The 26,497-nt window shown below is 41.0% G+C and carries 23 protein-coding genes and 1 riboswitch; of the genes, 18 read left to right on the forward strand and 5 right to left on the reverse strand.

The genetic code is table 11. From position 1 onward, the window contains the following. Positions 1-824: 824 nt before the first annotated feature. The 5 genes from qoxA (at position 825) to N0M92_RS15130 (ending at position 5,424) form a co-directional block, all read left to right on the forward strand. Positions 825-1,754: a cytochrome aa3 quinol oxidase subunit II gene (qoxA, locus tag N0M92_RS15110; protein ID WP_260286522.1), complete on the forward strand. Its 930-nt coding sequence runs from the start codon at positions 825-827 to the stop codon at positions 1,752-1,754. Positions 1,755-1,827: 73 nt separating this feature from the next. Beyond that, a complete protein-coding gene (gene qoxB, locus N0M92_RS15115; protein WP_260286523.1) occupies positions 1,828-3,774 on the forward strand; it encodes a cytochrome aa3 quinol oxidase subunit I in 1,947 nt (648 codons plus the stop codon). Beyond that, positions 3,774-4,370, forward strand: coding sequence for a cytochrome aa3 quinol oxidase subunit III (gene qoxC, locus N0M92_RS15120; protein WP_141992696.1), 597 nt, complete (start codon positions 3,774-3,776; stop codon positions 4,368-4,370). The genes qoxB and qoxC overlap by 1 nt, the downstream gene beginning before the upstream one ends. 1 nt (position 4,371) lies before the next feature. After that, positions 4,372-4,656: a cytochrome aa3 quinol oxidase subunit IV gene (qoxD, locus tag N0M92_RS15125; protein ID WP_076370787.1), complete on the forward strand. Its 285-nt coding sequence runs from the start codon at positions 4,372-4,374 to the stop codon at positions 4,654-4,656. A gap of 312 nt (positions 4,657-4,968) precedes the next feature. Continuing rightward, a complete protein-coding gene (locus N0M92_RS15130; RefSeq protein ID WP_397443859.1) occupies positions 4,969-5,424 on the forward strand; it encodes a YfmQ family protein in 456 nt (151 codons plus the stop codon). A 327-nt stretch (positions 5,425-5,751) separates the two neighbouring features. Here the strand turns inward: N0M92_RS15130 and N0M92_RS15135 are convergent, their stop codons facing one another. After that, a complete protein-coding gene (locus N0M92_RS15135) occupies positions 5,752-6,042 on the reverse strand; it encodes a BA3454 family stress response protein (RefSeq protein WP_260286525.1) in 291 nt (96 codons plus the stop codon). 91 nt (positions 6,043-6,133) lie between these two features. Continuing rightward, positions 6,134-6,991, reverse strand: a complete 858-nt coding sequence (locus N0M92_RS15140) for a DMT family transporter (protein ID WP_260286526.1) — start codon at positions 6,989-6,991, stop codon at positions 6,134-6,136. A gap of 130 nt (positions 6,992-7,121) precedes the next feature. Beyond that, a riboswitch (PreQ1 riboswitch) is annotated at positions 7,122-7,167 on the forward strand. Positions 7,168-7,271: 104 nt separating this feature from the next. Here N0M92_RS15140 and queF point away from each other — a divergent pair. Then, positions 7,272-7,772, forward strand: coding sequence for a preQ(1) synthase (gene queF / locus N0M92_RS15145; RefSeq protein WP_061461394.1), 501 nt, complete (start codon positions 7,272-7,274; stop codon positions 7,770-7,772). A 203-nt stretch (positions 7,773-7,975) separates the two neighbouring features. After that, positions 7,976-9,322 carry an aspartate kinase gene (locus tag N0M92_RS15150; RefSeq protein WP_260286527.1) on the forward strand — a complete coding sequence of 449 codons (1,347 nt, stop codon included), beginning with the start codon at positions 7,976-7,978 and terminating at the stop codon, positions 9,320-9,322. A 686-nt stretch (positions 9,323-10,008) separates the two neighbouring features. On the opposite strand, the gene N0M92_RS15155 is transcribed toward N0M92_RS15150, so the two are convergent. Further along, on the reverse strand, positions 10,009-10,569 hold the full coding sequence (locus N0M92_RS15155; RefSeq protein WP_260286528.1) for a nitroreductase family protein: 561 nt from the start codon (positions 10,567-10,569) through the stop codon (positions 10,009-10,011). A gap of 446 nt (positions 10,570-11,015) precedes the next feature. Between N0M92_RS15155 and N0M92_RS15160 the strand changes: the two genes are divergently transcribed. The 11 genes from N0M92_RS15160 to N0M92_RS15210 all read left to right on the forward strand — a co-directional run bounded on the left by N0M92_RS15160 (position 11,016) and on the right by N0M92_RS15210 (position 23,365). Next, positions 11,016-12,764 carry an ABC transporter ATP-binding protein gene (locus N0M92_RS15160; RefSeq protein ID WP_260286529.1) on the forward strand — a complete coding sequence of 583 codons (1,749 nt, stop codon included), beginning with the start codon at positions 11,016-11,018 and terminating at the stop codon, positions 12,762-12,764. Continuing rightward, positions 12,739-14,529 (forward strand): ABC transporter ATP-binding protein, encoded by a 1,791-nt coding sequence (locus tag N0M92_RS15165; protein WP_260286530.1) that lies wholly within the window; start codon positions 12,739-12,741, stop codon positions 14,527-14,529. Before N0M92_RS15160 ends, N0M92_RS15165 begins: the two co-directional genes overlap by 26 nt. Beyond that, entirely contained in the window at positions 14,522-14,692 is a 171-nt protein-coding gene (locus N0M92_RS15170) for a hypothetical protein (RefSeq protein ID WP_260286531.1), read from the forward strand. The genes N0M92_RS15165 and N0M92_RS15170 overlap by 8 nt, the downstream gene beginning before the upstream one ends. Positions 14,693-14,877: 185 nt before the next feature. Then, complete coding sequence (locus N0M92_RS15175) at positions 14,878-16,932, forward strand: carbon starvation CstA family protein (RefSeq protein WP_260286532.1); 2,055 nt, start codon at positions 14,878-14,880, stop codon at positions 16,930-16,932. A gap of 13 nt (positions 16,933-16,945) precedes the next feature. Beyond that, positions 16,946-17,149: a YbdD/YjiX family protein gene (locus tag N0M92_RS15180; protein ID WP_076370801.1), complete on the forward strand. Its 204-nt coding sequence runs from the start codon at positions 16,946-16,948 to the stop codon at positions 17,147-17,149. Positions 17,150-17,457: 308 nt separating this feature from the next. Beyond that, a complete protein-coding gene (locus N0M92_RS15185; RefSeq protein ID WP_260286533.1) occupies positions 17,458-18,672 on the forward strand; it encodes an ammonium transporter in 1,215 nt (404 codons plus the stop codon). A gap of 13 nt (positions 18,673-18,685) precedes the next feature. Next, complete coding sequence (locus tag N0M92_RS15190; RefSeq protein ID WP_063235326.1) at positions 18,686-19,048, forward strand: P-II family nitrogen regulator; 363 nt, start codon at positions 18,686-18,688, stop codon at positions 19,046-19,048. 60 nt (positions 19,049-19,108) lie between these two features. Beyond that, a complete protein-coding gene (locus N0M92_RS15195; RefSeq protein ID WP_260286534.1) occupies positions 19,109-19,291 on the forward strand; it encodes a hypothetical protein in 183 nt (60 codons plus the stop codon). 340 nt (positions 19,292-19,631) lie between these two features. Next, on the forward strand, positions 19,632-20,282 hold the full coding sequence (locus N0M92_RS15200; RefSeq protein WP_260286535.1) for a LytTR family DNA-binding domain-containing protein: 651 nt from the start codon (positions 19,632-19,634) through the stop codon (positions 20,280-20,282). Positions 20,283-20,413: 131 nt separating this feature from the next. Beyond that, positions 20,414-21,940: an acetyl-CoA hydrolase/transferase family protein gene (locus N0M92_RS15205; protein ID WP_260286537.1), complete on the forward strand. Its 1,527-nt coding sequence runs from the start codon at positions 20,414-20,416 to the stop codon at positions 21,938-21,940. A 318-nt stretch (positions 21,941-22,258) separates the two neighbouring features. Next, positions 22,259-23,365 carry an AI-2E family transporter gene (locus N0M92_RS15210; protein WP_260286538.1) on the forward strand — a complete coding sequence of 369 codons (1,107 nt, stop codon included), beginning with the start codon at positions 22,259-22,261 and terminating at the stop codon, positions 23,363-23,365. 68 nt (positions 23,366-23,433) lie between these two features. Here the strand turns inward: N0M92_RS15210 and N0M92_RS15215 are convergent, their stop codons facing one another. Beyond that, positions 23,434-24,852 carry an NAD-dependent succinate-semialdehyde dehydrogenase gene (locus N0M92_RS15215; protein ID WP_260286539.1) on the reverse strand — a complete coding sequence of 473 codons (1,419 nt, stop codon included), beginning with the start codon at positions 24,850-24,852 and terminating at the stop codon, positions 23,434-23,436. A gap of 209 nt (positions 24,853-25,061) precedes the next feature. Beyond that, entirely contained in the window at positions 25,062-26,330 is a 1,269-nt protein-coding gene (locus tag N0M92_RS15220) for a dicarboxylate/amino acid:cation symporter (RefSeq protein ID WP_260286540.1), read from the reverse strand. Positions 26,331-26,497 lie beyond the last annotated feature (167 nt).

Here is a 26,497-nt window from a genome sequence, read left to right on the forward strand (position 1 = left end):
GAAGATACAAAAGGGATGTCGTTGATTTTTGAGTAGTGAGTTTCCAAAATCCGGAGTTGATTGAAGCACCAAATGTACTTTTTTGTAATATGGTTTTTGTCCAGTCCGCTGATATTGATTGATAAACAACTTGACTAGTTGTAACAAGTTTGACTGACCACTGAATTACTTCACCCACGACTAATGCTAAACGGCTGTTTAGGAATACTGAAAGGGCAAAAAGTATTGCGAGGATAAAAAACACAATTACATTTCACACTCATTTCACACTCGTTGTTTCCTTATATATATATAATATTGACCAGTGTTGGTTCATAAGGGCATTGAAGCATGGAAAAAACATCGTGTACAAGGCGGCTACCATTTACCAGGTTCCATGGCCGAGTGAAAAAAATCCGCTATAAATCATGTTTTTTAACGAAAGATAACTAATTATCAGGATAGGTAATATAATTCATAATCTTTAGAAGTTTTGAGGCAATATACGCGGTGAATATAATGTGAAGATTTTATTTCATTATACTAGAGTAATATTAAACGGAAAGTGACCGGTATTATCTGCAATCCTGTACTGATAAGTGAATTTTCCAAAGGTAATTTATTAAACAATTATTATATTTCATTTGCTGAAGATTTTCGAACATTTCTGTTCATTTACCATCTTCTTACTGCTCTTTATTGAACTTTATGTGACAGATGTCACTTTGTATTGTCTTTTTTTACACTTGGGATTAATATTGGTATGTCGGGGTTTGTGAACATGGTAACACTTTGTCCGAATAATTACCAATTGGAATTTTATTATGTAAGAAAGGGGTAGTACTATGAAAATAAAATGGGCTCTATTAACTATACTTTTTACAATTGCCACTGTGCTAACCGGTTGCGATAACCCATTAATGGTCTTGGACCCTAAAGGGCCAGTAGCTGCAAAACAAGCAGATGTTATTATGATTTCGATATGGACAATGGCCTTTGTCGTCCTTGTCGTTATGGTACTGTATATCTTCATGATATTGAAGTATCGTGCTTCCAAACAGCGTGATGATTATGAACCACCTCATATTGAAGGAAGTAAGGTTCTTGAAATAATTTGGGTTGCGATTCCGATTTTGATCGTCGCTTTCCTATCCGTTGTTACTGTTAAAACAACAAATGAAGTTGAGGCAACACCTAAAGGGTACGGAGATCAAGAACCTTTAGTTATTTACGCTTCATCTTCCAACTGGAAATGGCATTTTAGTTATCCGGAAGAAGATATCGAAACGGTCAACTATCTGTTTATACCGACTAACCGACCAATTGAATTTAAACTTTACTCATTCGGTCCAATCTCAAGTTTCTGGATTCCACAACTTGGAGGACAAAAATACGCGATGTCGGACATGGTTAATACGTTGCACTTAGCAGCTGATGTACCAGGTGAGTATATGGGTCGAAATTCAAACTTCAGTGGTTCAGGTTTTGCTCAGCAAACGTTCAACGTTAATGCATTGTCAGCAAAAGATTACGATAAGTGGGTAGATGAAATCAAAGCTACTGCTAAACCGATTACTGAGGAAAAATTCAATGAATTATTAAAACCTGGTCATGTGGGACAATCCACTTACACTGGAACTCACTTAGAGTTTTCACCAGCTCCTGAAGGGGAAAATGCTGGTCATGACCACGGATCTTCTGATACTGAAGGAAATGATTCTAAGGATTCACACGAGGAACATTCAGAACACAGCAACATGAATCATGATCACTAAGAATTAATTTCGTTCGATAAAACAACTAGGTTTACAAGATAAGGAATATTTTCCTGAAAGGAGTCACAAAAGTATGGATTACTTTGATCGATTTGCCGTACCTCATCCAAGTCCTGCGATTTATGCATCCATGGTTGCCATTGGTTTAACCATGATTGCGGTTGTTGCCGGAATTACCTATTTTAAAAAATGGGGTTACTTATGGCGTGAGTGGTTAACAACGGTTGACCATAAACGTATTGGTATCATGTACATCTTGTCAGCACTGCTTATGCTTTTCCGTGGTGGCGTCGATGCTCTTATGATGCGTGCTCAAACGGCTATTCCAGATAACGGTCTTTTGGATGGACAGCATTATAATGAGGTATTTACAACACACGGGGTCGTCATGATCCTGTTCATGGCTATGCCATTTATCATTGGGTTAATGAACATTGTTACACCATTACAAATTGGAGCGCGTGACGTAGCATTCCCACGTCTGAACGCAGTAAGCTTCTGGTTATTCTTCATGGGGGCAATGCTATTTAACATCTCTTTCGTAGTTGGTGGTTCTCCTGATGCAGGCTGGACATCTTACTTCCCGCTGGCAAGTAACGATTTCAGTGAATCAGTCGGTTCGAACTATTACGCGCTTGCAATTCAAATCGCTGGTATTGGTACATTAATGACTGGTATCAACTTTATCGTAACCATCTTGAAAATGAGAGCACCTGGCATGAACTTAATGAAAATGCCAATGTTCACATGGTCTATCTTGATCACAAACTTCATCATCGTTTTCGCTTTCCCTGTATTGACAGTGGCACTTGCGTTGATGACAATGGATCGTCTATTCGGAACTCAATTCTTTACGATGGCCAATGGCGGTAGCGATATGCTTTGGGCGAACTTGTTCTGGGTTTGGGGACATCCTGAAGTTTATATAGTAATTCTTCCAGCTTTCGGTATTTACAGTGAAATCATTTCGACATTTGCACGTCGTAACCTGTACGGGTATAATTCGATGGTTATCTCCATGGTAGCTATTTCTACTCTATCTTTCGTTGTATGGGCTCACCATTTCTATACAATGGGTCACGGTGCAATGGTTAATGGTATCTTCTCGGTTACCACGATGGCAATTGCCGTCCCGACTGGTGTTAAGATCTTCAACTGGTTGTTCACACTTTGGAAAGGTAAAATCGTATTTACCGTTCCAATGCTATACTCTTTAGCCTTCATTCCGATTTTCACTCTCGGTGGGGTAACAGGGGTAATGCTTGCCATGGCAAGTGCTGACTACCAATACCATAATACAATGTTCTTAGTAGCTCACTTCCACTACGTTTTAATCCCTGGTACTGTATTTGCCGTACTTGCCGGTTTTACGTACTGGTGGCCAAAAATGTTCGGTTTCATGTTGAGCGAAAAAATTGGAAAATGGTCGTTCTGGTTCATTACAATCGGCTTTAATGTAACATTCTTCCCGATGTTCATCACTGGTTTAGATGGGCAGGCACGTCGTATGTATACGTACTCTGAATCAACAGGGTATGGTCCATTGAATATGCTCTCTTTCGTTGGAGCGATTGGTTTAGCAATAGGTTTTGCACTTATTGTGTACAATATCTATTGGAGTACTCGTTATGCATCAAGAAATATCTCGAACGATCCATGGGATGCACGTTCTCTAGAGTGGGCTACACATACACCAATCCCTGAATATAACTTTGCAATTGTACCAACAGTTGATTCTACAGAAGCATTCTGGGATTCAAAGAAAAAAGGCTTCAAATTATTTGGCGGTAAAGTAGAAAAGATTCATATGCCAAATAACAGTGGCGTGCCGTTTATCATGAGCTGTATCTTCTTCGTTTGGGGCTTTGCATTGGTATTCAGCATGTGGATCATTGCAATCATTGCAACGATCGGTATCTTTGCTTGTATGATTCACCGTTCATTCGAAAAAGATCACGGACGTTATATCTCTGTTGAAGAGATCGAAGAAACTGAAAATAAATTGCGAGGTGCTAAGTAATGAAAATAGATAACTCGCTGCCACTAGAATATAGCACGGAAGAAAATCGCTTAAAGATTTTTGGGTTCTGGATTTTCCTAGGAGCAGAAATAGCTCTTTTCGCTACACTGTTCGCCACTTATTTTGTCTTAGTTGATGGTACTGGAAATGGTCCAACAGGGGAACATCTTTTTAAAGTCCCTACATTAATGTTTCAAACAATCTTTCTATTAACTAGTAGTTTTACCATAGGTCTTGGAATCAATGCAATGAGACTTGGCAGGCAGAAAGCAACGATTGGTTTCTTCATTATCACCCTTATTCTTGGTTTAGGCTTCTTAGGAGTCGAAATTTATGAATTCGTGGAGTATGTACATGAAGGAGCAACGATTCAAACAAGTGCTTTCTTATCTAGTTTGTTCACATTACTAGGTACGCATGGAGCTCACGTTACACTTGGTTTATTCTGGGGAACCTTCATCGTCATGCAGATTAAAAAGCGCGGTATGACTCCACAGACAACAAACAAGGCTTTCATCTTTTCACTTTACTGGCATTTCTTGGACGTTGTCTGGATTTTCATCTTCAGTTTCGTCTATCTGAAAGGAATGATGTAATATGAAAGAATTATTCCCACGGGGCCAAGTTATGGGATTTGCCTTTTCGCTAGTCCTGACTTTGGTCGCACTATCAGTTATTGTGTTTGATCTCTCACTTAAAATGGCTGTGATCATCCTACTTGTTACAGCTTTCATGCAAGCTGCACTTCAATTTGTTATGTTCATGCATGCAGGAGAGTCTGAAGATAAAGCATCGATTTACACAAACGTTTATTACGGATTGTTCGTTGCATTGGTTACAATTTTCGGTACATTGCTAACAATGGTTTGGGGATATCAATAATCCATTCCGGAAAAACCGGGCGTCTTGATGACGCCCGGTTTTTTTGTATTTAAAAGTAGTAAGTAGAATTTCATATACGGCTTTATCCACTTCATACTTTTAAGATGTTGATGAACCCATTTTGTTTAGTATGACCATTTCGGAACATTATATGTATAAACGGATAATTGTCCCTATCGAAGTTTGGCCGTGCGTTCAAGTAAAAATGTTTTACAGAAGTAACGTTAATAGAACGTACACATTTTCTAAGAAAAGCTGTCGGACCTTTTGATACAATAAGCGATATACGCATTTATAAACGCGGCGGAGATGATGAAATTGACATTGCCGGTCTTGATTTTGACCATTATCTTAAGTTTGTTAAAAATATTGGTTTCCTGCCTTCCAACCGATGCAGTTAATTGGATTATCAGCAAATTTAAAATGCACTCAGAAATTAGTGGCGAGAATGCGATCGTAACCTTTGACGGAAAACGTTTGGAAGGTATAGAAAAAATTCAAGTCATTAGTTATTTTAATAACGCTAGATTTTTGAAAAAAAATCATATATTCCCAGGGAACGAGCAATTGTTTTTACACCCAGAGAACAGTGGGATTCCATTGGTCATTGATACTAAAAGAAGCAAAAAGGATGTTAGGTTATTTGTATACATTTACAATGACCACGTCGATGTAGTCAAACAGTACAAGAAGAAAGTCATTTCTTATAGTCTTCTTTCAGATAGCCTCCAAGAGCGTTCCGTGCCATTAATAAGTAAATTAGTTTAATAAAAAAATGACGGTCTCTTTAAGGACCGTCTTAGACTGTAGACAATTTAACCGTTAATTTCCACTCCAGGGACTCGCTTTTCACGCAGGAGTCTCGTACCCTGCGTTTCAATTAACTTAATATAGAACCCTTTTGTCTACAGACTGAGACCGGTTTTTAATGAATTTTATTAAAAATCTAGTACACAAACTGACATCTTAATTTTAGTTTCTTTTGGAAAATGCAATTAAAAGAGAGGGAATTACTGTAAGAGGTTCTTTCATCGTGCATATGAAATTATTTAAATGGTAATAAAAAAGCAGGTATCTATTGCGATGCCTGCCTTTTTATGCTTTCCATTGTTTTTCAACTTGATGAAGCGCTTGTTGTAAAATTACTTCATGATCTGTATCCGGTTTAGTAAGGACGTTAGTTTGATAAGATTTTCCTTGAAAATCAACCGTTACCGTAACTTTTACCATTATGCATCTTTCCTTTCCTAATTCAGAATTAAATGGGGTGGTTGTACCTATTTCTTTAATACCCGTGACAGAGGATTTTTCAAACATTTCAAAAGTAGTAAAACATAAAGAATTAATATTCAAAATTATCTGATATTTCAGGGAGCGTGTCAACACTTTTTTTTGACCACCCTATTTCCCGGCACAATAAAAAAACGACCTGGCTTGTACTCGTAGCAGCCAGGTCGTCTTTGTAAATGAACTATATTCATATTTTAGTCAAGATAATGCCGATTAATGCTGCAAGTACGCCGGCAACTTGATAGTTTTTTAGTTTTTCCTTGAATAAATAACATCCTGCGAATACGACAACTAAACAGTTCAGGCTGACGACAGGGAAGATGATGCTTGCGATGCCAGTGTTCAACGCAAAGAAATAACATCCATAGCCTATAGTGCTTAAAAGGCCTACCAAGGAACCGATTTTGATTTCCTTTAGCTTGATTTTTTCCTTTTTAAAGGCCAGAGCCGAAAGAAGATAAAGAGTTCCGCCTCCGTACATTGATACCAGAATATCAAGGGAATTTAAATGAAGACGTGTTGATGTCGTCATAAGAATGCCTAGCACACCAAAAGATAAAATGGATAATAATGTGTGCATCATCCATGGGACATATTGATGGTTGCCTTTAGCATTAGGTGTATACTGAATGACTAATGTAGCGAGAAACATGCAGACGATTCCACTCCACTGCAAAGTAGAAATATGTTCGTGAAAAATTAAAGCTGCACAGAGAATGGGGAATATTGCATTCGCTGCGATTAAAGGAGATGTCAAGCTTGCCGGTCCTTTTTCAAAGGCGCTTGCCATCTGGATATTACCATTAGCGTTCAGTACCCCAATGGCTCCACCAAGCATGATGGACAGCCAGTTAAACTGTAAACCATCCACAGATACTCCATAAGATATGGCCAAAATAAAAGCTGAAAAATAAAAGAAGAATTGGATATGTACTTTTGAGTAACCCTTTCCGCTACTCCATTTAAAAATGCTGTTATTGATTCCAAAACATAAACTAGTGATGAGGGCTGCAAAAATCCACATTGACGTAATCTCTTCCTTCATGTAGGATAAACTTCTTCTACATTTTAAGCCGAATGCATGCAGGAATCAAACCAAATTTTAAAAGTATGATTGACAGATTAGATATTTTTTTCTATATTTACTATGACAATTTTAAAATATTTCCCGATAAACGGGAGAGGTTCATAGCATCACCCTCTTAAAAAAACTATGGCTTTGATATTTTTCGCGAATCAACCATATCTTTGAGGAGATATGGTTTTTGTTATATAGAGGCCCATTTTATGAATCTCCCTGAAACGTGGGATTAGGAGGACTTTTAATGTCTGGAAGAAAAGAAGAAGAGTTAAAAAAAGATATCACACTGCTTGGGAATCAAGGAACAAAATATACATTCGACTATGCGCCTGAAATCCTTGAGTCATTCGATAACAAACATCCGAACCGGGATTATTTCGTCAAATTCAATTGCCCGGAATTCACTAGCTTATGTCCGATAACGGGCCAGCCGGACTTTGCGACCATTTACATAAGCTATATTCCAAGTGTGAAAATGGTGGAAAGCAAATCATTGAAACTTTATTTATTCAGCTTCCGCAATCACGGTGATTTCCATGAAGACTGCATGAACATCATCATGAATGATTTAATCGAATTGATGGATCCTAAATATATTGAAGTCTGGGGCAAGTTTACACCTAGGGGCGGAATCTCCATCGACCCTTACACGAATTATGGGAAACCAGGTACGAAGTATGAGGAAATGGCGGATTACCGCTTGATGAACCATGACTTATATCCTGAAACCGTGGATAATCGCTAAAGAATAGGAGAGACAATGGGCAAATGCCCGTTGTCTTTTTTAGTTTTTTAGCTATTATCGATTAGTGGTCTTGTTGTTTTGTCCTTTTTAAAAATACATTTGTCCTTCAGTAATGGAATTTCCACTTGATTGTTTCGAGAAAAAGCGTAATAATAGGGAGAGATAATTTTGACAGAATATTTACGAAAATAGGGGTTGTCGAGATGAAAGTTGCAAAGTTTGGTGGAAGTTCACTTGCGTCAGGTGAACAGTTGAGAAAGGTATTCGAAATTGTTGTTTCTGATCCAGAGAGGAAGATTGTAGTCGTTTCGGCTCCAGGGAAACGCAATTCCGATGATATAAAGGTGACGGATTTATTGATTGAAGCTGCTGAACAGCAGCTGCGCGGGGATAACGGAGAGCATTTGATAGAGGATGTCGTATCCCGCTATGCGAGCATTGCTGAAGAACTGGATATATCCGAGAGTGTCGTCACTGGGATCCGCGAAAATTTAATGGCGCTGTTGCATGCAGACCAAACTAACCCGAAGCGCTATTTGGATACTTTGAAGGCAAGTGGCGAGGATAATAATGCAAAGCTGGTCGCAGGTTATTTCCAAAGCCTTGGAGTAGAGGCGCAGTATATAAATCCGAAAAAGGCTGGCTTGATCGTAACGGATGAAGGTGGATTTACCAAGGTGCTGCCAGAATCTTATGATCGATTATATGCTCTGCGTGATGAGCCTGGAATCGTAATATTCCCAGGGTTCTTCGGTTATACGTTAGATGGTGATGTTTTAACCTTCTCAAGAAGCGGTTCCGATATTACGGGTTCGATTCTTGCGAATGGGGTCAAAGCTGATTTGTATGAGAACTTTACGGACGTGGATGCCGTTTATGCGGTGAATCCAAATGTGGTTTCCAATCCAAAGGGAATCCGGGAATTAACTTATCGTGAAATGCGTGAACTTTCTTATGCAGGTTTCTCGGTATTTCATGATGAGGCGCTGATTCCAGCATTCCGAGCGGGAATACCTGTCCATATCCAGAATACGAACAATCCGGCTGCACAAGGGACCCGCATTGTAAGTACACGGGATAATAAGAATGGGCCGGTTATTGGCATTGCAAGTGATAAAGGATTTTGCAGCATTTACATTAGCAAATATTTGATGAACAGGGAAGTTGGTTTTGGCCGGAAACTGCTGCACATCCTCGAAGATTATGGAGTTTCATATGAACATATTCCATCAGGTATCGATGATGTGACGCTTATTCTAAGGCAGGACCAGATGAAGGGTGAAGCCGAGAAGAAAATCATTTCACGAATCAAGAAAGAGCTTCATGCTGATGAAGTGAATGTGGAGCATGATCTTGCCTTGATCATGGTTGTAGGGGAAGGAATGCGCCATAATGTCGGTACAACGGCAAGAGCGTCAAAAGCCTTGGCCGAAGCGAAGGTGAATATTGAGATGATCAATCAAGGCTCTTCGGAGGTAAGCATGATGTTCGGTGTGAAAGGGCATAACGAAGAGACGGCAATTCAGGCATTATATCACGAGTTCTTTTGAGAATAATAGTTCAAAGACCTCCTTTTAGAAGGGGGTTTTTGTGATTAATCTTTTAGTCACTATACAAAACGCTGGATTTTTCATCGGGTTCTTTATGATAGTGACAATGACTGTTTGGGGGTAATCATTCCAAGCTAACAGATACGCTGTAGGGATCAGGCTGTCTGTCTTAATTTAATGCCCATTTGTCAAGTGGCTAAAGCAATTGGAGGAGAATGGAGTTGATGCTCTTGAAACGGATAAAAAGGGGGCGTCCAACCTCTGAATACATCACTTTCACCAAATCATAAATGAAAGAGATGTCATGGCAGCATCAAGTTTACGAGCAAAATGATTCACTGGCACGAATTGATTTAAAATAATCAATTCGAGTTGATCTTGCTGAATAGCATCATGTTTAGAAAGCAGCCTTATCACCTCAAGTTTAATACTTCTATATAATAAAAGAATGTAGGAATGAGTTCTATCTTTATATTAAAACAAAGTGGATTGGAGTGTAAGGTTGCTAGGGAAGACACCGCAGGCGTAAGCCGGGGGCTCCCGGAATGCCCGCGGAAATCGAGAGCCCTACGTTACAACCGTCAAATTGTAAAAGCCATAAAAAAACTGTAGACAAACTCGATTTTCATCGAGAGTTTGTCTACAGTCTGACCCTCCAATTGAGGATTGGTGGTTTTTCTTTTATATTAGTCCAAGATGGTCAGTATTTGATCGATCTCTTTCCTTGGACGTGGAGTGGGGATCATATCGGGATAGCCGACGTGAAGGCTGCCGACGATCTTCTCTCCTGGTTTCACGCCTAAAGCTTCACGGAACTCCATGCTGTGTATCATGCCGTATGTTTCCCATATCATCCCGATTCCTTGTTCCCAGGCCAGCAGACTGAAATTCTGGATCAAGGCACTAGTGGCCGCATAATCTTCTTCACGTGTCATGGGATTCGGATTCTCTTCCATGATCACCGCGACAAACATCGGTACACCTATAAGTTTATTATATCCTCGCTGTCCGGCGTTTTTTTTCTTTTCAGGGTCCTTCTCTTTGCCGGCCATGAATGCACTGGTTGCTTCCGCGAGTTTTAAACGGCTATCACCATGCACCACGACGAAGCGCCATGGTTGGGTCATTTTATGGTTCGGTGCCCATGTCGCAGTTCCCAATAATGATTGGATGGTATCAATAGGAACAGGAATGTCCTTAAATCGTTTGATGCTGCGCCGCTCTTTAATGATATCTTCTAGTTTCATGATCATCCTGCTCCTTTAATCATATATGTAAGTTTAATAGTTTAAAAAAATAATCCCCGGCTGCCTAATATGCTTCCAACGTGAATAAATTACTTGAATAAAGAGGGGGCAATATTCTAGTGACTTGCATTCGCTAATGAGCATATAATTTTACTAGGCACAGAGAAGCCGGGGCGACATTGTAGCTATGTACAATATCAAAAGGGTACGATAAGAGAATATCGTAATGCTTATCAAATTTCAGAGATCGATAATGAAATTGAAAATCATTATCAATTAGAATTTTCGCTTATTTCGTATAATTTGTCAAGGGTATTTATAAAAAAATTCAACATATTTACCAATCCTTTATTATAGTTAAACTCTTTTAAAAAATCTGTATAAAAATGTATAATGAGAGGATGAAAAGATGCTATCTACATATGAAGAATCGAAGGGTGTCATAGATGAAAAATTTGTCCTCATTTCTTAAGCCATACTGGCTTTTGATCATTCTTGCTTTATCCTTAATGATTGTCGAGCTCGGGGTAGAGCTGTTACAGCCTCTATTTATAGCAAAAATAATTGATGATGGCATTTTGCAGAAAGATTTATCGGTGGTGATTAAATGGGGAAGTGTCATGGTTGGACTTTCCGTTTTTTCATTCCTTGGCGGGATCGTTAATTCCTTTACGGCATCACATGTAAGTCAAAGCTTTGGACATGATGTAAGGAAAAGCCTTTTTGGTAAGATACAGGCGTTTTCTTTTGCGAATTTGAATAATATCCCGACTTCCTCGTTGATAACAAGGATGACGAATGATGTGACCCAACTTCAAAATACGGTTTTTATGGGCTTGCGCATCATGGCAAGGGCGCCATTGATCGTAATCGGCGGGGTGATAATGGCAATTACGGTCGATTTGAAACTATCCCTTGTTTTGGTCATTTCAATTCCGGTTCTTGTCTTCTTCCTTAGATGGGTGATGAAAAGAGCGGCCAAGCTGTTTAAGCTCGTGCAGAATAAACTCGATAACGTCAATGGCGTCATGAGGGAAAACCTGACAGGCATGCGCTTGATCAAAGCTTTTCTTCGTAAGGAGCATGAGATCGGCCGATTTGACGATGCGAATGAAGAGTTGAAAAGAAAGACTGTGACTTCCCTTCGTTTAATTGAAACGACGATGCCTGTGTTGATGCTTGTCATGAATGTGGCGATTCTGATCATTCTCTGGCTTGGAAGCGAATTTATAACAACGGGAGATATACAGGTAGGGGAGGTAGTGGCGATCGTTAACTATGCCACGAGGATTGCTGCATCCCTTTCCGTTTTTTCATGGCTGATCATGGTCATTTCCCGTGCGAAGGCTTCAGCGGAACGTGTGACGGAAATATTCGAAACCCCGATGGACATTGATGAAGGCAAGGCGGAAAGCAAGAGTGTGGCCGTCAATGGGGGAGGCATCGAGTTTCTGGATGTATCTTTCCGCTATCCTGGAACCGAAACCCCGATATTGAAAAACTTGAGCTTCTCCATCGATCCGGGAGAATCGCTTGCCATCATAGGAGCGACGGGATCTGGGAAAACATCACTGTTTCAGCTGATCCCAAGATTATACGAAGTTGAAAGCGGCTCCATTCGAATTGATGACCAGGATGTGAAAGATATTCCCTTGAATTCGCTGCGGAAAAGAATCGGCTATGTTCCGCAAGAGGCCCTGCTTTTTTCAGGAACCATAAAAAATAATGTCGCTTGGGGGAAAGAAGATGCCTCGATGGAGGAAATCGTGACAGCGGCCATGCATGCTCAGGTACATGAGACCGTAAAGAAACTTCCGAATCAATATGAAACCCAGTTAGGACAAAAAGGTGTGAATCTGTCTGGAGGGCAAAAACAGCGATTATCGATAGCGAGGGCATTGGTGCGCAGACCAAAGATTCTCCTTCTGGATGATAGTACGAGTGCGCTGGATTTGAAAACGGAAAGTAAATTGCTTGCCGCTTTAAAGGAATATACATGCACAACGCTCATCATTACACAAAAAATCAGTACAGCCATGGAGGCGGACAAAATATTGTTGCTGGAAAGCGGTCAAGTGCTTGCGCTGGGGAAACATCAGGATTTGATGAAAACAAGCGATCTTTATCGAAAAATCGTTCACTCACAGTTTGGGGAGGAGGGGGTTTCTCTTGAGTCGAAGAACATCTCCCGATAAGGCAAGGGCTAAACCGGTCAACTCCTGGAATACGATAAAAAGGATCATTCCCTACTTAGCAACGAATAAAAGCCTGCTATTTTGTGTCCTTTTCATGGTGCTGATAAGCTCGGTTTTGGGATTGCTTGGCCCTTTTCTTGTTGGGATGGCCATTGATGATTATATTGTCACAAGAGATGGCGGGGGGCTGATCAGCCTTCTTTTCGGACTTCTCGGGGTCTATATATTCTATTCGCTATCCATGTGGCTTCAGAATTATTGGATGATCGGAATCGCGCAGGATACGGTTTATGCGATGCGCAATCAATTGTTCAAAAAGCTTCACCAGTTGTCCATTCCCTTTTTTGACCGGCGTCAGCATGGGGAATTGATGAGTAGGGTCACGAATGATATAGAAAATGTCAGTTCAACTTTGAATAGTTCTGTCATCCAGATTTTTTCCAGTGTACTGACACTGGTCGGGACAATCGGAGTTATGCTGTATTTGAGCCCTTTATTAACTGTTCTAACATTATTAATCGTTCCTCTTATGTTCTTCGGTCTGAGGTGGATAACGAACCGGACGGGAAAGCTGTTTAAAGAACAGCAGAAGAATCTTGGAGAACTGAATGGGTTTATAGAAGAAACGATTTCCGGACAACGGATCGTAAAGGCTTTTTCACAGGAAGATAAAGTGATCCGGGATTTTGTCATCCGGAGTGAAAACTTAAAGAAAGCTGGTTTCCTATCACAATCATACTCTGGGTTGATTCCGAAATTGATGAATTTGCTGAACAACTTAAGCTTCACGGTAATAGCCGCTGTCGGGGGGTTTTTGGCGCTGAGTGGCATAGGGACGGTTTCCATCGGGGTCATTGTCATTTTCACCGAGTATTCAAGGCAATTCACCCGTCCGCTCAATGACCTCGCTAACCAATTCAATACACTACTCTCGGCTGTTGCTGGTGCGGAGCGGGTTTTCACCATACTTGATGAAAAAGAAGAGGAAGTGGATGAGAAACAGGCCTCTGAACTTTGTGATGTCCGTGGTGAGGTGGAATTTAAGGGTGTTTCCTTTTCGTATAATGATGAGGAGCAAACGATATATGATGTTGATTTCCGTGCGGAAAAAGGGGAGACCATCGCGCTTGTAGGTCCCACTGGGGCAGGTAAGACTACGATCATTAATCTTCTAGCCCGTTTTTACGAGCCTAAATGCGGCCGGATATTGATTGATGGCCAGGATATCCAACAGGTGACGAGGTCCAGCCTCCGTAAGCATATGGGATTCGTTTTACAGGATTCATTTTTGTTTCAAGGTACGATTCGTGAAAATATCCGCTACGGCCGGCTGGATGCCGAAGATGAAGAAGTGGTGGATGCAGCCAAGCTTGCCAATGCCCATTCCTTTATCATGAAACTGCCGGATCGGTATGATACCATCCTGAATCAGGATGGCAATGGAATAAGCCAGGGACAGCGCCAGCTATTATCGATTGCCAGGGCTATACTAGCCGATCCCGTTCTTTTGATTCTGGATGAAGCGACAAGTAGCATAGATACGATTACAGAGCTTAAAATCCAGGAGGCTTTACACCGTTTGATGGAGGGAAGGACAAGTTTTGTCATTGCCCACAGATTGAATACAATTCAGCAAAGTGACCAAATCCTTGTACTTGATGAAGGAAGGATCATTGAAAAGGGATCCCATGAAGAATTGTTGCGGCAGAGGGGTTTTTATTCCGAACTGTTTCGCAGTTCATTAAGGGGAAACCAGATTGGATGAAGAAAGAATGTGTGCCGTCAGGGCGCACATTTTTTGTGTTGGTCCCGTTATCAGGACCTTAAACATGGGGAAAAATGCGGAGTTTTCACCAAATGCGGTTTTATTAAGAGTGAAAACACCCATTCCATCATGGTGGGAACAGAGAGAATTATCGACAAAATAATGGAAAATACTTTACAAATTGACTAATTTGCTATTGCTAAAAAACCTCAAGGTAACATATAATTCAGAATATATATAAAATTCTTTAAATTTAATGGGTAAGAGGAGGAATAAAGCCCTAGCCCCTTATAAATGAAGTTTTTTATAGTTGCACACCAGTTCAAAATAGAGAGGAGATGGAAAAAAATGAAAGCGCTTAAGTCAGTCATTCTTTGGGGAATCATATCTGTGTTGGGTGCGGTGAGTTTTGGTTTCGTCGCGCTAAACCGGGGGGAAAGCATCAATGCCATGTGGATTGTCACTGCAGCACTCTGTGTTTATTCAATTGCATACCGCTTTTATAGTAAATTCATTGCACGGAAAGTGTTTGAGCTAGATGACAATCGCCAGACTCCATCGGAAGCGAATAATGATGGGAAAGATTATGTTCCTACAAACAAATGGGTGTTGTTTGGCCACCATTTTGCAGCGATTGCCGGAGCTGGCCCTCTCGTTGGTCCCATCCTTGCAGCGCAGATGGGATATCTGCCTGGGACACTATGGCTTGTAGTCGGGGTTGTATTGGCTGGTGCCGTACAGGATTTCATCATTCTCTTCGGTTCGATGCGCCGTAACGGCAAATCATTGGGAGAGATGATCAAGGAGGAAATTGGACCGATCACAGGCTTGATAGCGATGATCGGTATTCTGGGTATCATGATCATTTTATTAGCGGTACTTGCCCTGGTTGTCGTAAAGGCGCTCGTGGGAAGCCCGTGGGGGATGTTCACGATTGCCTCGACCATACCGATCGCTGTGCTAATGGGCATTTACATGCGCTATATAAGGCCTGGACGGGTTGGCGAAGGATCGATTATCGGAATCATACTATTGATGCTCGCGTTATATTTCGGTCGCTTTGTATCAGAGAGCGCAACATTGGCGCCAATGTTCACTTTCAATGGGGAAACGATTGCCATCATGTTGATTGTATACGGCTTCGTTGCCTCCGTTTTGCCTGTATGGATGTTATTGGCACCGCGTGATTACTTGAGTACATTCTTGAAAATCGGTACGATCATCGGACTTGCACTTGGAATCTTTATTGTCATGCCGAGCCTTGAAATGCCTGCCGTCACTCAATTCATCGATGGAACAGGACCTGTATTTTCCGGAAACTTATTCCCGTTCCTATTCATTACGATCGCTTGTGGGGCGGTATCAGGTTTCCATGCACTCGTTTCTTCAGGAACAACTCCTAAAATGATCGAACGCGAATCCCATTCACGTCCAATCGGATACGGGGCGATGTTGACTGAATCCTTTGTAGCCATCATGGCGATGATAGCAGCTTGTGTACTGACTCCTGGTATCTATTTTGCCATTAATAGCCCGGGTGCCGTTGTGGGAACGGAGCCAGCTCAAGTGGCCGCTACGATATCCGATTGGGGTTTCATTTTGACGCCTGAGATGATTACCGGCCTTGCAGACGATGTTGGGGAAGAGACCATTATATCCCGCACTGGAGGAGCTCCAACCTTTGCTATCGGCATGGCCCATATCTTTTCGCAAGTGATTGGCGGAGCGTCCCTGATGGCGTTCTGGTATCATTTCGCGATCCTGTTCGAGGCATTGTTCATATTGACCACCATTGATGCTGGAACCAGGGTAGGGCGTTTTATGATACAGGATATAATCGGGACCTTTTACAAACCTTTTGCCGAAACGAATAAATGGCTGCCCAATATTATTGCAACTGCCATTTGTGTAATCGGCTGGGGGTACTTCCTTTATCAAGGGGTCATTGATCCTCTTGGCGGAATCAACACCCTTTGGCCATTGTTTGGAATTGCGAATCAAATGCTTTCCGCCATTGCGTTGCTGCTTGGGACGACGGTCCTTTTCAAAATGGGCAAAAAAGCGTACACATGGGTCACTCTTGTACCTACTACATTCTTGTTGATAGTGACCATGACGGCTGGGTGGCAAAAGCTGTTCCACGAAAACCCGGCTATTGGCTTTTTGGCACATAAGGATAAGTTTAAAGCGGCCTATGATAATGGGGAAATTCTTGCTCCGGCAGCTAACCTTACCGAGATGAAACGGGTTATCGTCAACGATTATGTGGATGCTGCCCTATGTGCCATCTTCATGATCGTGGTGATCACGGTCTTGATTTCCGCAATTAGGTTATGGATAAAAGTCTTGAAGAACCAGAAAATAGATTTACATGAAACACCTTATGTATCAAGGACATCATAAGGGAGGGAAGGCAATGTTGAAAAGATTGATTAAAATTCTCAGCTACAGAAAGCAATTCGTCAGTTTGCTGGTCGGCGTGCCAAGTTATGATACTTATGTGGCGCATATGAAAATGCATCATCCTGAGGATCCTGTGAAAACCAGGAAAGAATTTTTCTGTGAAGCCCAGGATGAGCGGTATAATGCAAAGGGTGGGAAAGTGTCTCGTTGCTGCTAACTGAATATCTTTTAAAGGGCCCTCAATAGGAGGGCCCTTTTTTTAATGGCTTTTTTTAGAAAGGGACATAAGTAGAGGGGGAAATGTAATGGGAATGGATTCATGAAAAATTGGTGAAAAGTATTATCAAAATGAAAAAAACATTTTTTTCTGATCCTTTATTCATAGTGATGTTATTTAATCTCACATATTTTCACGTAAAATAAAAATTGAGTTGATTTTTTATAAAATTGAGTATATGATAAAAAATATAACATAATGATGTTAACAAACATAACATAAACAAAAAACAAGGGGGAAAAAACAGTATGCAAATGGCGGATTCGGTATTCATGTTTTTGGCGACGATGATGGTTTGGCTAATGACACCAGGGATTGCCCTATTTTATGGAGGGATGGTAAAGAGTAAAAATGTCCTGAATACGGCAATGCATAGTTACATGCCACTGGCTGTCATTTCGATTCTTTGGGTGCTGATTGGGTATTCATTATCATTTTCACCTGGTAATGCATTTCTAGGCAGTCTAGACTGGGTTGGTTTAAAGGATGTAGGCTTTGCACCTGGACCATACAGCGAAACAATTCCTCATAGTTTGTTCATGTTATTCCAAATGACTTTTGCCGTGTTAACAGTCTCGATCATTGCAGGTGGCATTGCCGAGCGGATGAAGTTTTCAGCATTCCTGATTTTTACGATCCTTTGGTCTTTATTCGTATACGCTCCTGTTGCACACTGGGTATGGGGAGGCGGCTGGTTAGCGGAATTGGGTGCACTTGACTTTGCAGGTGGAAACGTCGTCCATATTTCTTCAGGGGTTGCGGGTCTGGTTTTGGCGATCATGTTGGGTAAAAGAAAAGAGTCGGGTGACAATGCACCACATAATCTTCCTTTAACATTCCTCGGAGGTTCATTAATTTGGTTTGGGTGGTACGGCTTCAACGTCGGAAGCACATTGACAATCAATGAAGTGGCGATGAATGTATTCGTTAATACAGCAGTTGCAGCGGCAGCTGGTATCATTGGCTGGCTGATCGTTGAGTATATGGCTAATAAAAAGGCAACATTGCTGGGTGCGGTATCCGGAGCTATTTCAGGCTTGGTAGCCATTACACCTGCTTGTGGATTCGTAACCACTGCCTCTTCCATCATCATCGGTGTCGTCGGCGGTGCCGTGTGTTTCTGGGGCGTATTCTTCCTAAAGAATAAACTGGGTTACGACGATGCACTTGATGCTTTCGGATTACATGGGATTGGTGGGACATGGGGGGGCATCGCGACAGGTTTGTTCGCGACCGCTTCCGTAAACGAAAGCGGGGCAAATGGTTTATTCTATGGCGACTTCAACTTGTTGTGGAAGCAGCTTGTAGCGATCGTCGCGACATATATTTTCGTTGCCGTGGTCACTTATATCGTTGCGAAAGTCATTAACCTTTTCGTGCCGTTGCGTGTCAGTGAAGAAGATGAGTCAATGGGGCTTGATCTTACACTTCATGGAGAAAAGGCTTATCACGAATCAATTTAAAGGGGGGGCTCATATGTCCGAGGTTTTAACGAAAATAGAAATCATTACACGCCCTATCAAGTTTGAACAATTCAAAGCGGAACTTGCAAAGATTGGGGTGAGCGGAATGACAGTTTCGGAAGTAAAAGGAACGGGTCTTCAGAAGAGTTATGTGGAAACATATAGAGGCAGAAATCGTGAAATGTCATTGCATGACAGAATGAAAATCGAAATCGTCGTGTGTGAGGTGCCAGTTCAGGATGTTGTGGATGTAGCAAGGAAGTTCTTGAGTACCGGTAAGCCTGGTGACGGTAAAATCTTCATTTATGAATTGGCGAATGTGGTGAATATCCGGACCGGAAAAGAAGGTCATGATGCGTTAAAGAATGACATCTGATGCCGTGATTAATTCGGCCGAATATGCCGGATACAGTCGATTAAGGAAAGGGAGCTGAAAATGGGGAGACTGGTCCGTATTGTTAATGCGAAAAAACAGAAGATCGTTAATACGCTCATTTCAGAGGGTGTATATCAACCTGATGACCGATCCTTTTTATTGGAATTGCCATTGAAAAACTTAGAAGAGATATTATCCCTTCGAATAAAATCATCGTTTCAAAATCCCCGTTTAAAAAAATAACCTTTCAGCCGTTATCCAATATGGGGAGAGCGGCTTCTTTTTGCGTTTGTTGCCCAACCTCAGCTTTGGAGTTTGAATGTTAGGTAAAAGGAAACTTTTTTCTAGAATCCCCCATGGAAATCGGGGAGCTTTCCAACTATAATGAATAAGGATATAAATTTAAATACGATTTTTTTGCTTTTTTTGACGTTATTCGCTTAGTTACTTCCATTTTTCTTTATTTTACGAATACCATATTCAAAAAAATGTAAGTTTTCCAGAAAACGATGAATTATTTCATGAATGCCCTGTTTAATAAATAGGGAAATTATTAATATGTTCTTTTAAGAGGTGAAAGGAAATGGATCAATTTACGGTCGAATCCGTTTTGAATATCATCAGGGAGTTTGTACCGAAGGATGCTTCAATTTCTGTGGCTGATTCTGAAAAATACATTTATTATCAACCGAGCAAACAAGTTGACTTAAGAATAAAACCGGGTGATTTAATCAGTGAAAAAACGGCGACATATAAAGCGTTGAGTGTTCGTAAAAAAATAGGGGTGCAAGTGGAAAGTAATGTATTTGGCGTACCTTACTATGGGCTGAGTGTTCCTATCATGGACGAGGACAATCCTTTAGGGGCGGTAACGGCCATTTTGCCGTCAAAGCCATTAATTTTACCGACATCATTCTTGACCATTAAAACAGATGACCGCTGGATACCGCTTCCATATGATGAAATTATGTATTTGGAAGCTCAAAATAGGAAAACTAAGATTCAGTCCGAACGTGTGAGTGGATTTCATAAAATGAACTTAAGTGAATTGGAATTCATTTTACCTAGTGATTTATTCATTCGTGTGCATCGTTCGTACATCGTCAATATCAACTATATACAAGAGATCCTTCCTGATTTTCATTCTACATTTTTACTGATAATGAAAGACAATTCCAAAATCCAGGTCAGTCAAACATATGCAAGTCAATTTAGAAGGGCTTTGGGATTTTAATGATTCTCCTTTATGTGAAAAAAATGCTGGTTTATGCTCTATTTAAGGCTTTTCATTCAGAATCGAATGTGATGATTACACAGGATTGATAAAATTAAGTGTAAGAAAAGCGAAAAATGGGGGTCTTTTGTATGAACGAAAGCGTTTTCAAAAAAATTCGCAACGAACAGTTTAAGGGGAAAGTAGTTACAGCGGAAGAGGCAGCTTCATGGATTAAAGATGGGATGAAACTCGGTATGAGTGGTTTTACTCGTGCTGGAGATGCTAAAGTTATTCCGATGGCTCTAGTTGAAAGAGCTAAAACAGAAAAATTCAAAGTTGACGTATTTACAGGTGCCTCATTAGGGCCTGAAGTCGACCAACATATGGCAGAAGCAGGTATCATAAACAAACGTTTGCCGTTCCAAGCGGATAAAGGTATTCGCAATAAAATCAATGCTGATGAAGTCACTTATGTAGATCAGCATTTATCTCATACAGCTGAACAAGTTCGTCAAGGCATTGTCGGGCCTATAGATTTTGCAATCATCGAAGCATTGGCGATTACGGAAGATGGATTAATCATCCCGACAACTTCTGTAGGAAATTCAGCCATATTCGTTCAAGAAGCTAAACATGTAATCATTGAATTGAACGTATCCCATCCAGAAGGATTGGAAGGGATGCATGATATATATACACCAGCAAATCAAGGAGAACGCGAACCGATTCCTATGACTAAAGCAAGTGATCGCCTTGGATCGATCGGTATTGCCGTTGATCCTGAAAAAGTAATGGGAATCGTCGTTTCCACAGATCTTGATGCACCTTCTACAATCGTGCCGCCGGATGAAGAAACTGCAACAATCGCCAACCACCTTATTAACTTCCTTCGTGAAGAAATCAAGGCTGGCCGTTTAACTGAAAGCCTTGCTCCGCTTCAGTCGGGAGTAGGTTCAGTTGCAAATGCAGTATTCGCTGGCTTCCTTGATTCTGAATTTAAAGATTTGGAAGTATATTCAGAAGTGCTGCAAGATGCGGTATTTGATTTAATCGATGCTGGAAAAGTTAAATTCGCTTCAGGCTGTTCGATTACATTAGCTGAAGAAAAAGGTAAACAAGTTTACGGTGAGCTTGAAAAATACCGTGATAAACTAGTTCTTCGTCCACAAGAAATATCTAACCATCCTGAAATCATCCGTCGCCTTGGCTTGATTTCAATCAATACAGCGTTAGAGTGTGATATCTATGGTAACGTGAACTCGACACATGTTTCTGGGACAAGAATGATGAATGGAATCGGCGGATCAGGAGATTTTGCCCGTAACTCACGCCTAGGCATTTTCGTAACGAAATCATATGCGAAAGGCGGCAAAATTTCTAGTATCGTTCCTTTTGTTTCACATGTGGATCATACTGAACATGATGTGGATGTATTAGTGACAGAGCAAGGGATTGCTGATTTACGTGGTTTGGCACCAAAAGAGCGCGTAGAGTTAATCATAGAAAACTGTGCGCATCCTGACTACCGTCCACAGCTTCGTGCGTACTTCACTGAAGCTGTTGCGCAAACTGGCGGGCATCAAACTCCGCACATTCTTGAAAAAGCATTTTCATGGCATACAAACCTAGCCAAAAATGGTACGATGCTTGAAGCAGTACTACAAGATCAAAAATAAAACATAAAACCACCCCGCCAATACAGCGGGGTTTTTTTTATTTGGGTCTGTATCCCTTATTGGTGATAATAAACACATGAACCTTTCGGCACCACTGGAAATAGAGTATTTTAAAATGAAGCTTAACCATCAAAATGATAGGGAACTGTATCTTTAGGCTTTTTCTTTTATTTTTGTATATAATTATTCATTCAAGTTATGGAAATATGGTAAACTGCTAACAATGAGAGATTATCATACATAGGATTTTTCGTATTTATGATGTTGTTTCCTTAGAAATAGGGAGTTAAATAGAATGGTTATAGTGGAGGAGATAATTTGTTCAAGACAAAATTACATTTTTGGACGTTAGAGTTATTACTATTGTCTTTACTTTTTTATGTTGGTACTAAGATTTCTTTTCTTTTTGAACCGATAGTCATCTTTACATCTACATTGTTCTTTCCAATCTTGATTTCAGGTTTTCTCTACTTTTTGTTCAACCCCACTGTTGATTTCCTGGTTAAAAGAAGGGTGCCTAGGGGATTATCGATATTATTGCTATATGTATTTTTCCTGGGATTGATTAGTTTGCTGGTCGGTCTGGTCGGCCCGTCACTGTCCAAACAAGTTACGGATTTAGTCAATAACCTCCCGGATTATTTCAATCAAGTAAGAAAGTTCATTGAAGACTCAGCTGAGTCAAAATGGTTTTTGTGGACGGTGGAACAAGATTATGTTCCTTTGCAAGAAGTAGGAGATTCGCTTCAAAAATATTTGACGAATTTACCGAGTAATATAACTAATAGTTTGTCTTCGGTTTTCAGTGTAGTGACGAATATTACGTTAGTGGTCGTGACGGTTCCTTTCATTCTGTTTTATATGTTGAAGGATGGAGATAAGCTTCCGGCTGCCATTATGAAATTCGTACCCGTTCGCTATAGAAAACCAGCTTTAACGGTACTTAAGGAAACGGGAGAGACGCTTGCTACTTATATTCAAGGACAGATGCTGGTTTGCATGTTTGTCGGAATTGGAACGTTCATTGGATATTTAATCATTGGTTTGCCTTACGCGTTCTTATTTGCGCTGATTGGTGCGGTAACCAATATCATTCCATATGTAGGCCCGTTTATCGGAGTGGCTCCTGCGGTCATTGTGGCGTTGATTCATTCACCGACCGAAGCGTTATTGGTTATACTTGTTGTAACGGTCATTCAGCAACTGGATGGTAATGTCATTTCGCCGTTAGTCATCGGGAAGAAATTGAACACTCATCCGCTAACCATCATCATCCTTTTGCTCGTCGCCGGAAACATTGCCGGTATCATCGGTATGATTTTGGCCGTTCCGACTTATTCCGTTGTTAAAACGATTGTATTGAATATCGTAAAATTCATCAGGATCCGAAAAGAGGAAAAGCTTGAAGAGAATATATTGGAATGAAAAAACGGGCCCGACTCAATTAAGTCGGGCCCGTTTTCTTAGTGAAGGAGCAAAAGTGCTAAAATGCGTTACAAACCTAAGGAAATATATTTTACTTCCAGGAATTCTTCGATGCCTTGATGTCCACCTTCGCGGCCGAGCCCGCTTTGTTTGAATCCGCCAAATGGAGCTTGCGGAACGGAAGGAAGTCCATCGTTCAAGCCAACAATACCGAATTCAAGTGCCTCGGTGAATTTGATGCCCTTGGAGATATTTTCAGTGAAGACGTAAGCTGCCAAACCGAAGATGGAGTCATTTGCCCTTTTGATCGCCTCTTCATCGGTCTTAAAGGAGGCGATAGGAGCTAAAGGACCAAATGTTTCTTCATTCATGCAGAGCATGCTGTCATCAATGTTGGATAGTACGGTTGGTTCAAGAAAAAGGCCGCTTATTGATTTACCGCCAGCTTCGAGCTTAGCACCGCTGCTGATTGCTTCATCAATTTGTTTTTGAACCTTGTCAACTGCATTTTGATCGATAAGCGGACCGATATCGACGCCATCCTCCAGTCCATTTCCTACCTTTAGTTCTTTGACCTTGGCAACGAGCTTTTTGATGAAGGCTTCTTGAATGGCTTCGTGGACATAAATGCGATTTGAACATACGCATGTTTGTCCTGCATTACGGAATTTCGAACTGATGATGCCATCAACCGCTTTATTAAGGTCGGCATCCTCAAGTACGATTGCGGGTGCGTGACCTCCAAGTTCAAGCGAGATTTTCTTTACCGTTTCAGCTGAGCCTCTCATAAGGGTTTTACCGACTTCTGTAGAACCGGTGAACGTCAATTTACGAACCCTTGTATCTTGAAGCCAAGTTTCGCCGATTTCAGATGATTTTCCTGTCACAACATTGATGACTCCTTTTGGAATGCCAGCTTCTTCAGCCAATTCAGCCATTTTTAGAGCTGTTATGGGAGTCAGGTTTGCCGGTTTAATGACGACTGTGCAGCCGACTGCAAGCGCCGGTGCAACTTTTCTTGTAATCATGGCTGCAGGAAAGTTCCAAGGCGTAATGACAGCTACAACTCCGACAGGCTGTTTTGTCACGAAAAGCCGCTTATTGGATACGGAAGCAGGAATCGTTTCGCCATACACCCGTTTTCCTTCTTCGGCAAACCAAGATAAAAAGCCATTTGCATATGTCATTTCACCAAGAGCCTCTTTAAGGGGCTTGCCTTGCTCTTCAGTCATGATTTTGGCTAGTTCTTCTTTATTATCATCAATCAATCGATGCCATTTCCAAATAAGTTCAGCACGTTCGTAGACCGAAAGTGCAGCCCAGTCCGTAAAGGCTTCATATGCGGCATCTGCAGCCTTCGCCGCTTCAGTTGCACCGCCTTTAGGAACAGTGGCAACAACTTCATCCGTTGCCGGGTTTCTCACTTCAATTTTATCCAATCCAAAATCCGACCACTCACCGTTAATAAATAATCCGTAATCCTTCATGATAAAACCTCCTAATTTGGTTAAATCCATCAAACTACTAAAACTTTTAACTATATACTTTAACCTTTACATAAAAGTATAAACACTTTTCAGTGATTCTGAAATTTATTTGATTGGCTATTTATAGAAAATCGGCTATTCATTGATAGTAAGGGAGCAAGACATAAAAAAAGAGGTGCAAGTTGCACACCTCTTCATTCAAGATTCGCTTATTTTTCCGATGAGACGGCCACTTCACCCAGGTCACCTGAGATGGCTTGATTAGAATTGAATTCACCTTCCGATTTAGAAATGACCACTGTAGCAACACTGTTACCGATTAGATTGGTGATGGCGCGTGCTTCAGACATGAAGCGGTCGACTCCCAGCAGTAATGCCATTCCTTCAACTGGAATCATTGGGAAGGCAGCTAATGTTGCAGCAAGTGTAATGAAACCGGATCCCGTTACACCGGCAGCTCCTTTGGATGTTAACATCAAGATTCCTAGAAGGGTCAATTCCTGCCAGATGCTTAAATCGACACCATAGGCTTGGGCGATGAAAATCGCTGCCATGGATAAGTAGATGGATGTGCCATCAAGGTTGAAAGAATAACCCGTTGGGACAACTAAACCGACTACCGATTTTGAACAACCGTATTTTTCGAGTTTTTTCATCACGCTTGGTAGAGCGGATTCCGACGAAGATGTTCCTAAAACTAAGAGGATTTCTTCTTTTAAATAGGCTATGAACTTGAAAATATTAAAGCCGTAGATTTTTGCGATCGAGCCAAGGATAAGAACGATGAATAGTGCCATTGTGATATATACACTACCCATTAATTGTCCTAAAGAGCTTAGAGAACCAAGGCCAAACTTACCGATTGTATAAGCCATTGCTCCAAAAGCCGCCAATGGAGATACTTTCATGATCATGCTGACGATGCCGAAGAAAATATCGGCAATATGCTGAAAGAAAGAAACGACTGGCTGCACTCTCGGTCCCATTGCCGCCATTGATAATCCGAATAATACGGCAAAGAATAGAATAGGGAGTAAGTCTCCGCCAGCAAGTGCGGCAACGGCATTATCAGGAATGATATTAGAAATGAAAGCAAGGGTGCCATGTTCCGTTTCGGAAGCGGCTGTTGTATATTGAGATACATCTCCGCCCTCGACTGAATCGATGTTAAAGCCTTTACCAGGTCCCAGCAGATTGACTACGATGATTCCGATGGCAAGTGCGAAAGTGGTAACGATTTCAAAATAGAGCAGTGCCTTTCCGCCGATGCGGCCAACCTTTTTCATATCACCCATACCGCCAATTCCGATTACGACGGTTAAGAAGATGATTGGTGCAATGACCATTTTAATCATTTTAATAAATAAATCAGCTAATATCTTCAGCTGTTCACCGAAAGCAGGGAAGAAGAAACCGACTGTTATACCAAGAATGATACCGATGATGACCTGAACTGTTAGATTTTTTAATATTTTCAAGGTGCATTCTCCTTTGTTATATGATAGCGCTTTCTTAACTTGGTTATAGTGTAACAGAAGGAAGAATCAGAATATTCTTTTGGTGATATTGTTTTCTTTTTGTTCTTTTTGGTCATGGGATTAGGGGTCATGATAGATGGATAAACTGCAATAAAAAATACCGGTGG

Origin of the sequence: Peribacillus aracenensis (assembly GCF_025175645.1) — a bacterium.
Classification (GTDB): Bacteria; Bacillota; Bacilli; order Bacillales; family DSM-1321; genus Peribacillus; species Peribacillus aracenensis.

What these genes read in the sequence shown, in the direction of transcription:
- N0M92_RS15155 (WP_260286528.1), bottom strand. Translation starts at nt 10,569, where the DNA reads ATGAAACTAGAAGATATCATTAAAGAGCGGCGCAGCATCAAACGATTT.
- N0M92_RS15180 (WP_076370801.1), top strand. Translation starts at nt 16,946, where the DNA reads ATGTTGAAAAGATTGATTAAAATTCTCAGCTACAGAAAGCAATTCGTC.
- N0M92_RS15130 (WP_397443859.1), top strand. Translation starts at nt 4,969, where the DNA reads ATGAAATTGACATTGCCGGTCTTGATTTTGACCATTATCTTAAGTTTG.
- N0M92_RS15215 (WP_260286539.1), bottom strand. Translation starts at nt 24,852, where the DNA reads ATGAAGGATTACGGATTATTTATTAACGGTGAGTGGTCGGATTTTGGA.
- N0M92_RS15195 (WP_260286534.1), top strand. Translation starts at nt 19,109, where the DNA reads ATGGGGAGACTGGTCCGTATTGTTAATGCGAAAAAACAGAAGATCGTT.
- qoxD (WP_076370787.1), top strand. Translation starts at nt 4,372, where the DNA reads ATGAAAGAATTATTCCCACGGGGCCAAGTTATGGGATTTGCCTTTTCG.
- N0M92_RS15205 (WP_260286537.1), top strand. Translation starts at nt 20,414, where the DNA reads ATGAACGAAAGCGTTTTCAAAAAAATTCGCAACGAACAGTTTAAGGGG.
- N0M92_RS15150 (WP_260286527.1), top strand. Translation starts at nt 7,976, where the DNA reads ATGAAAGTTGCAAAGTTTGGTGGAAGTTCACTTGCGTCAGGTGAACAG.
- N0M92_RS15175 (WP_260286532.1), top strand. Translation starts at nt 14,878, where the DNA reads ATGAAAGCGCTTAAGTCAGTCATTCTTTGGGGAATCATATCTGTGTTG.
- N0M92_RS15190 (WP_063235326.1), top strand. Translation starts at nt 18,686, where the DNA reads ATGTCCGAGGTTTTAACGAAAATAGAAATCATTACACGCCCTATCAAG.
- queF (WP_061461394.1), top strand. Translation starts at nt 7,272, where the DNA reads ATGTCTGGAAGAAAAGAAGAAGAGTTAAAAAAAGATATCACACTGCTT.
- N0M92_RS15200 (WP_260286535.1), top strand. Translation starts at nt 19,632, where the DNA reads ATGGATCAATTTACGGTCGAATCCGTTTTGAATATCATCAGGGAGTTT.
- N0M92_RS15160 (WP_260286529.1), top strand. Translation starts at nt 11,016, where the DNA reads ATGAAAAATTTGTCCTCATTTCTTAAGCCATACTGGCTTTTGATCATT.
- N0M92_RS15185 (WP_260286533.1), top strand. Translation starts at nt 17,458, where the DNA reads ATGCAAATGGCGGATTCGGTATTCATGTTTTTGGCGACGATGATGGTT.
- qoxC (WP_141992696.1), top strand. Translation starts at nt 3,774, where the DNA reads ATGAAAATAGATAACTCGCTGCCACTAGAATATAGCACGGAAGAAAAT.
- N0M92_RS15140 (WP_260286526.1), bottom strand. Translation starts at nt 6,991, where the DNA reads ATGAAGGAAGAGATTACGTCAATGTGGATTTTTGCAGCCCTCATCACT.
- qoxA (WP_260286522.1), top strand. Translation starts at nt 825, where the DNA reads ATGAAAATAAAATGGGCTCTATTAACTATACTTTTTACAATTGCCACT.
- qoxB (WP_260286523.1), top strand. Translation starts at nt 1,828, where the DNA reads ATGGATTACTTTGATCGATTTGCCGTACCTCATCCAAGTCCTGCGATT.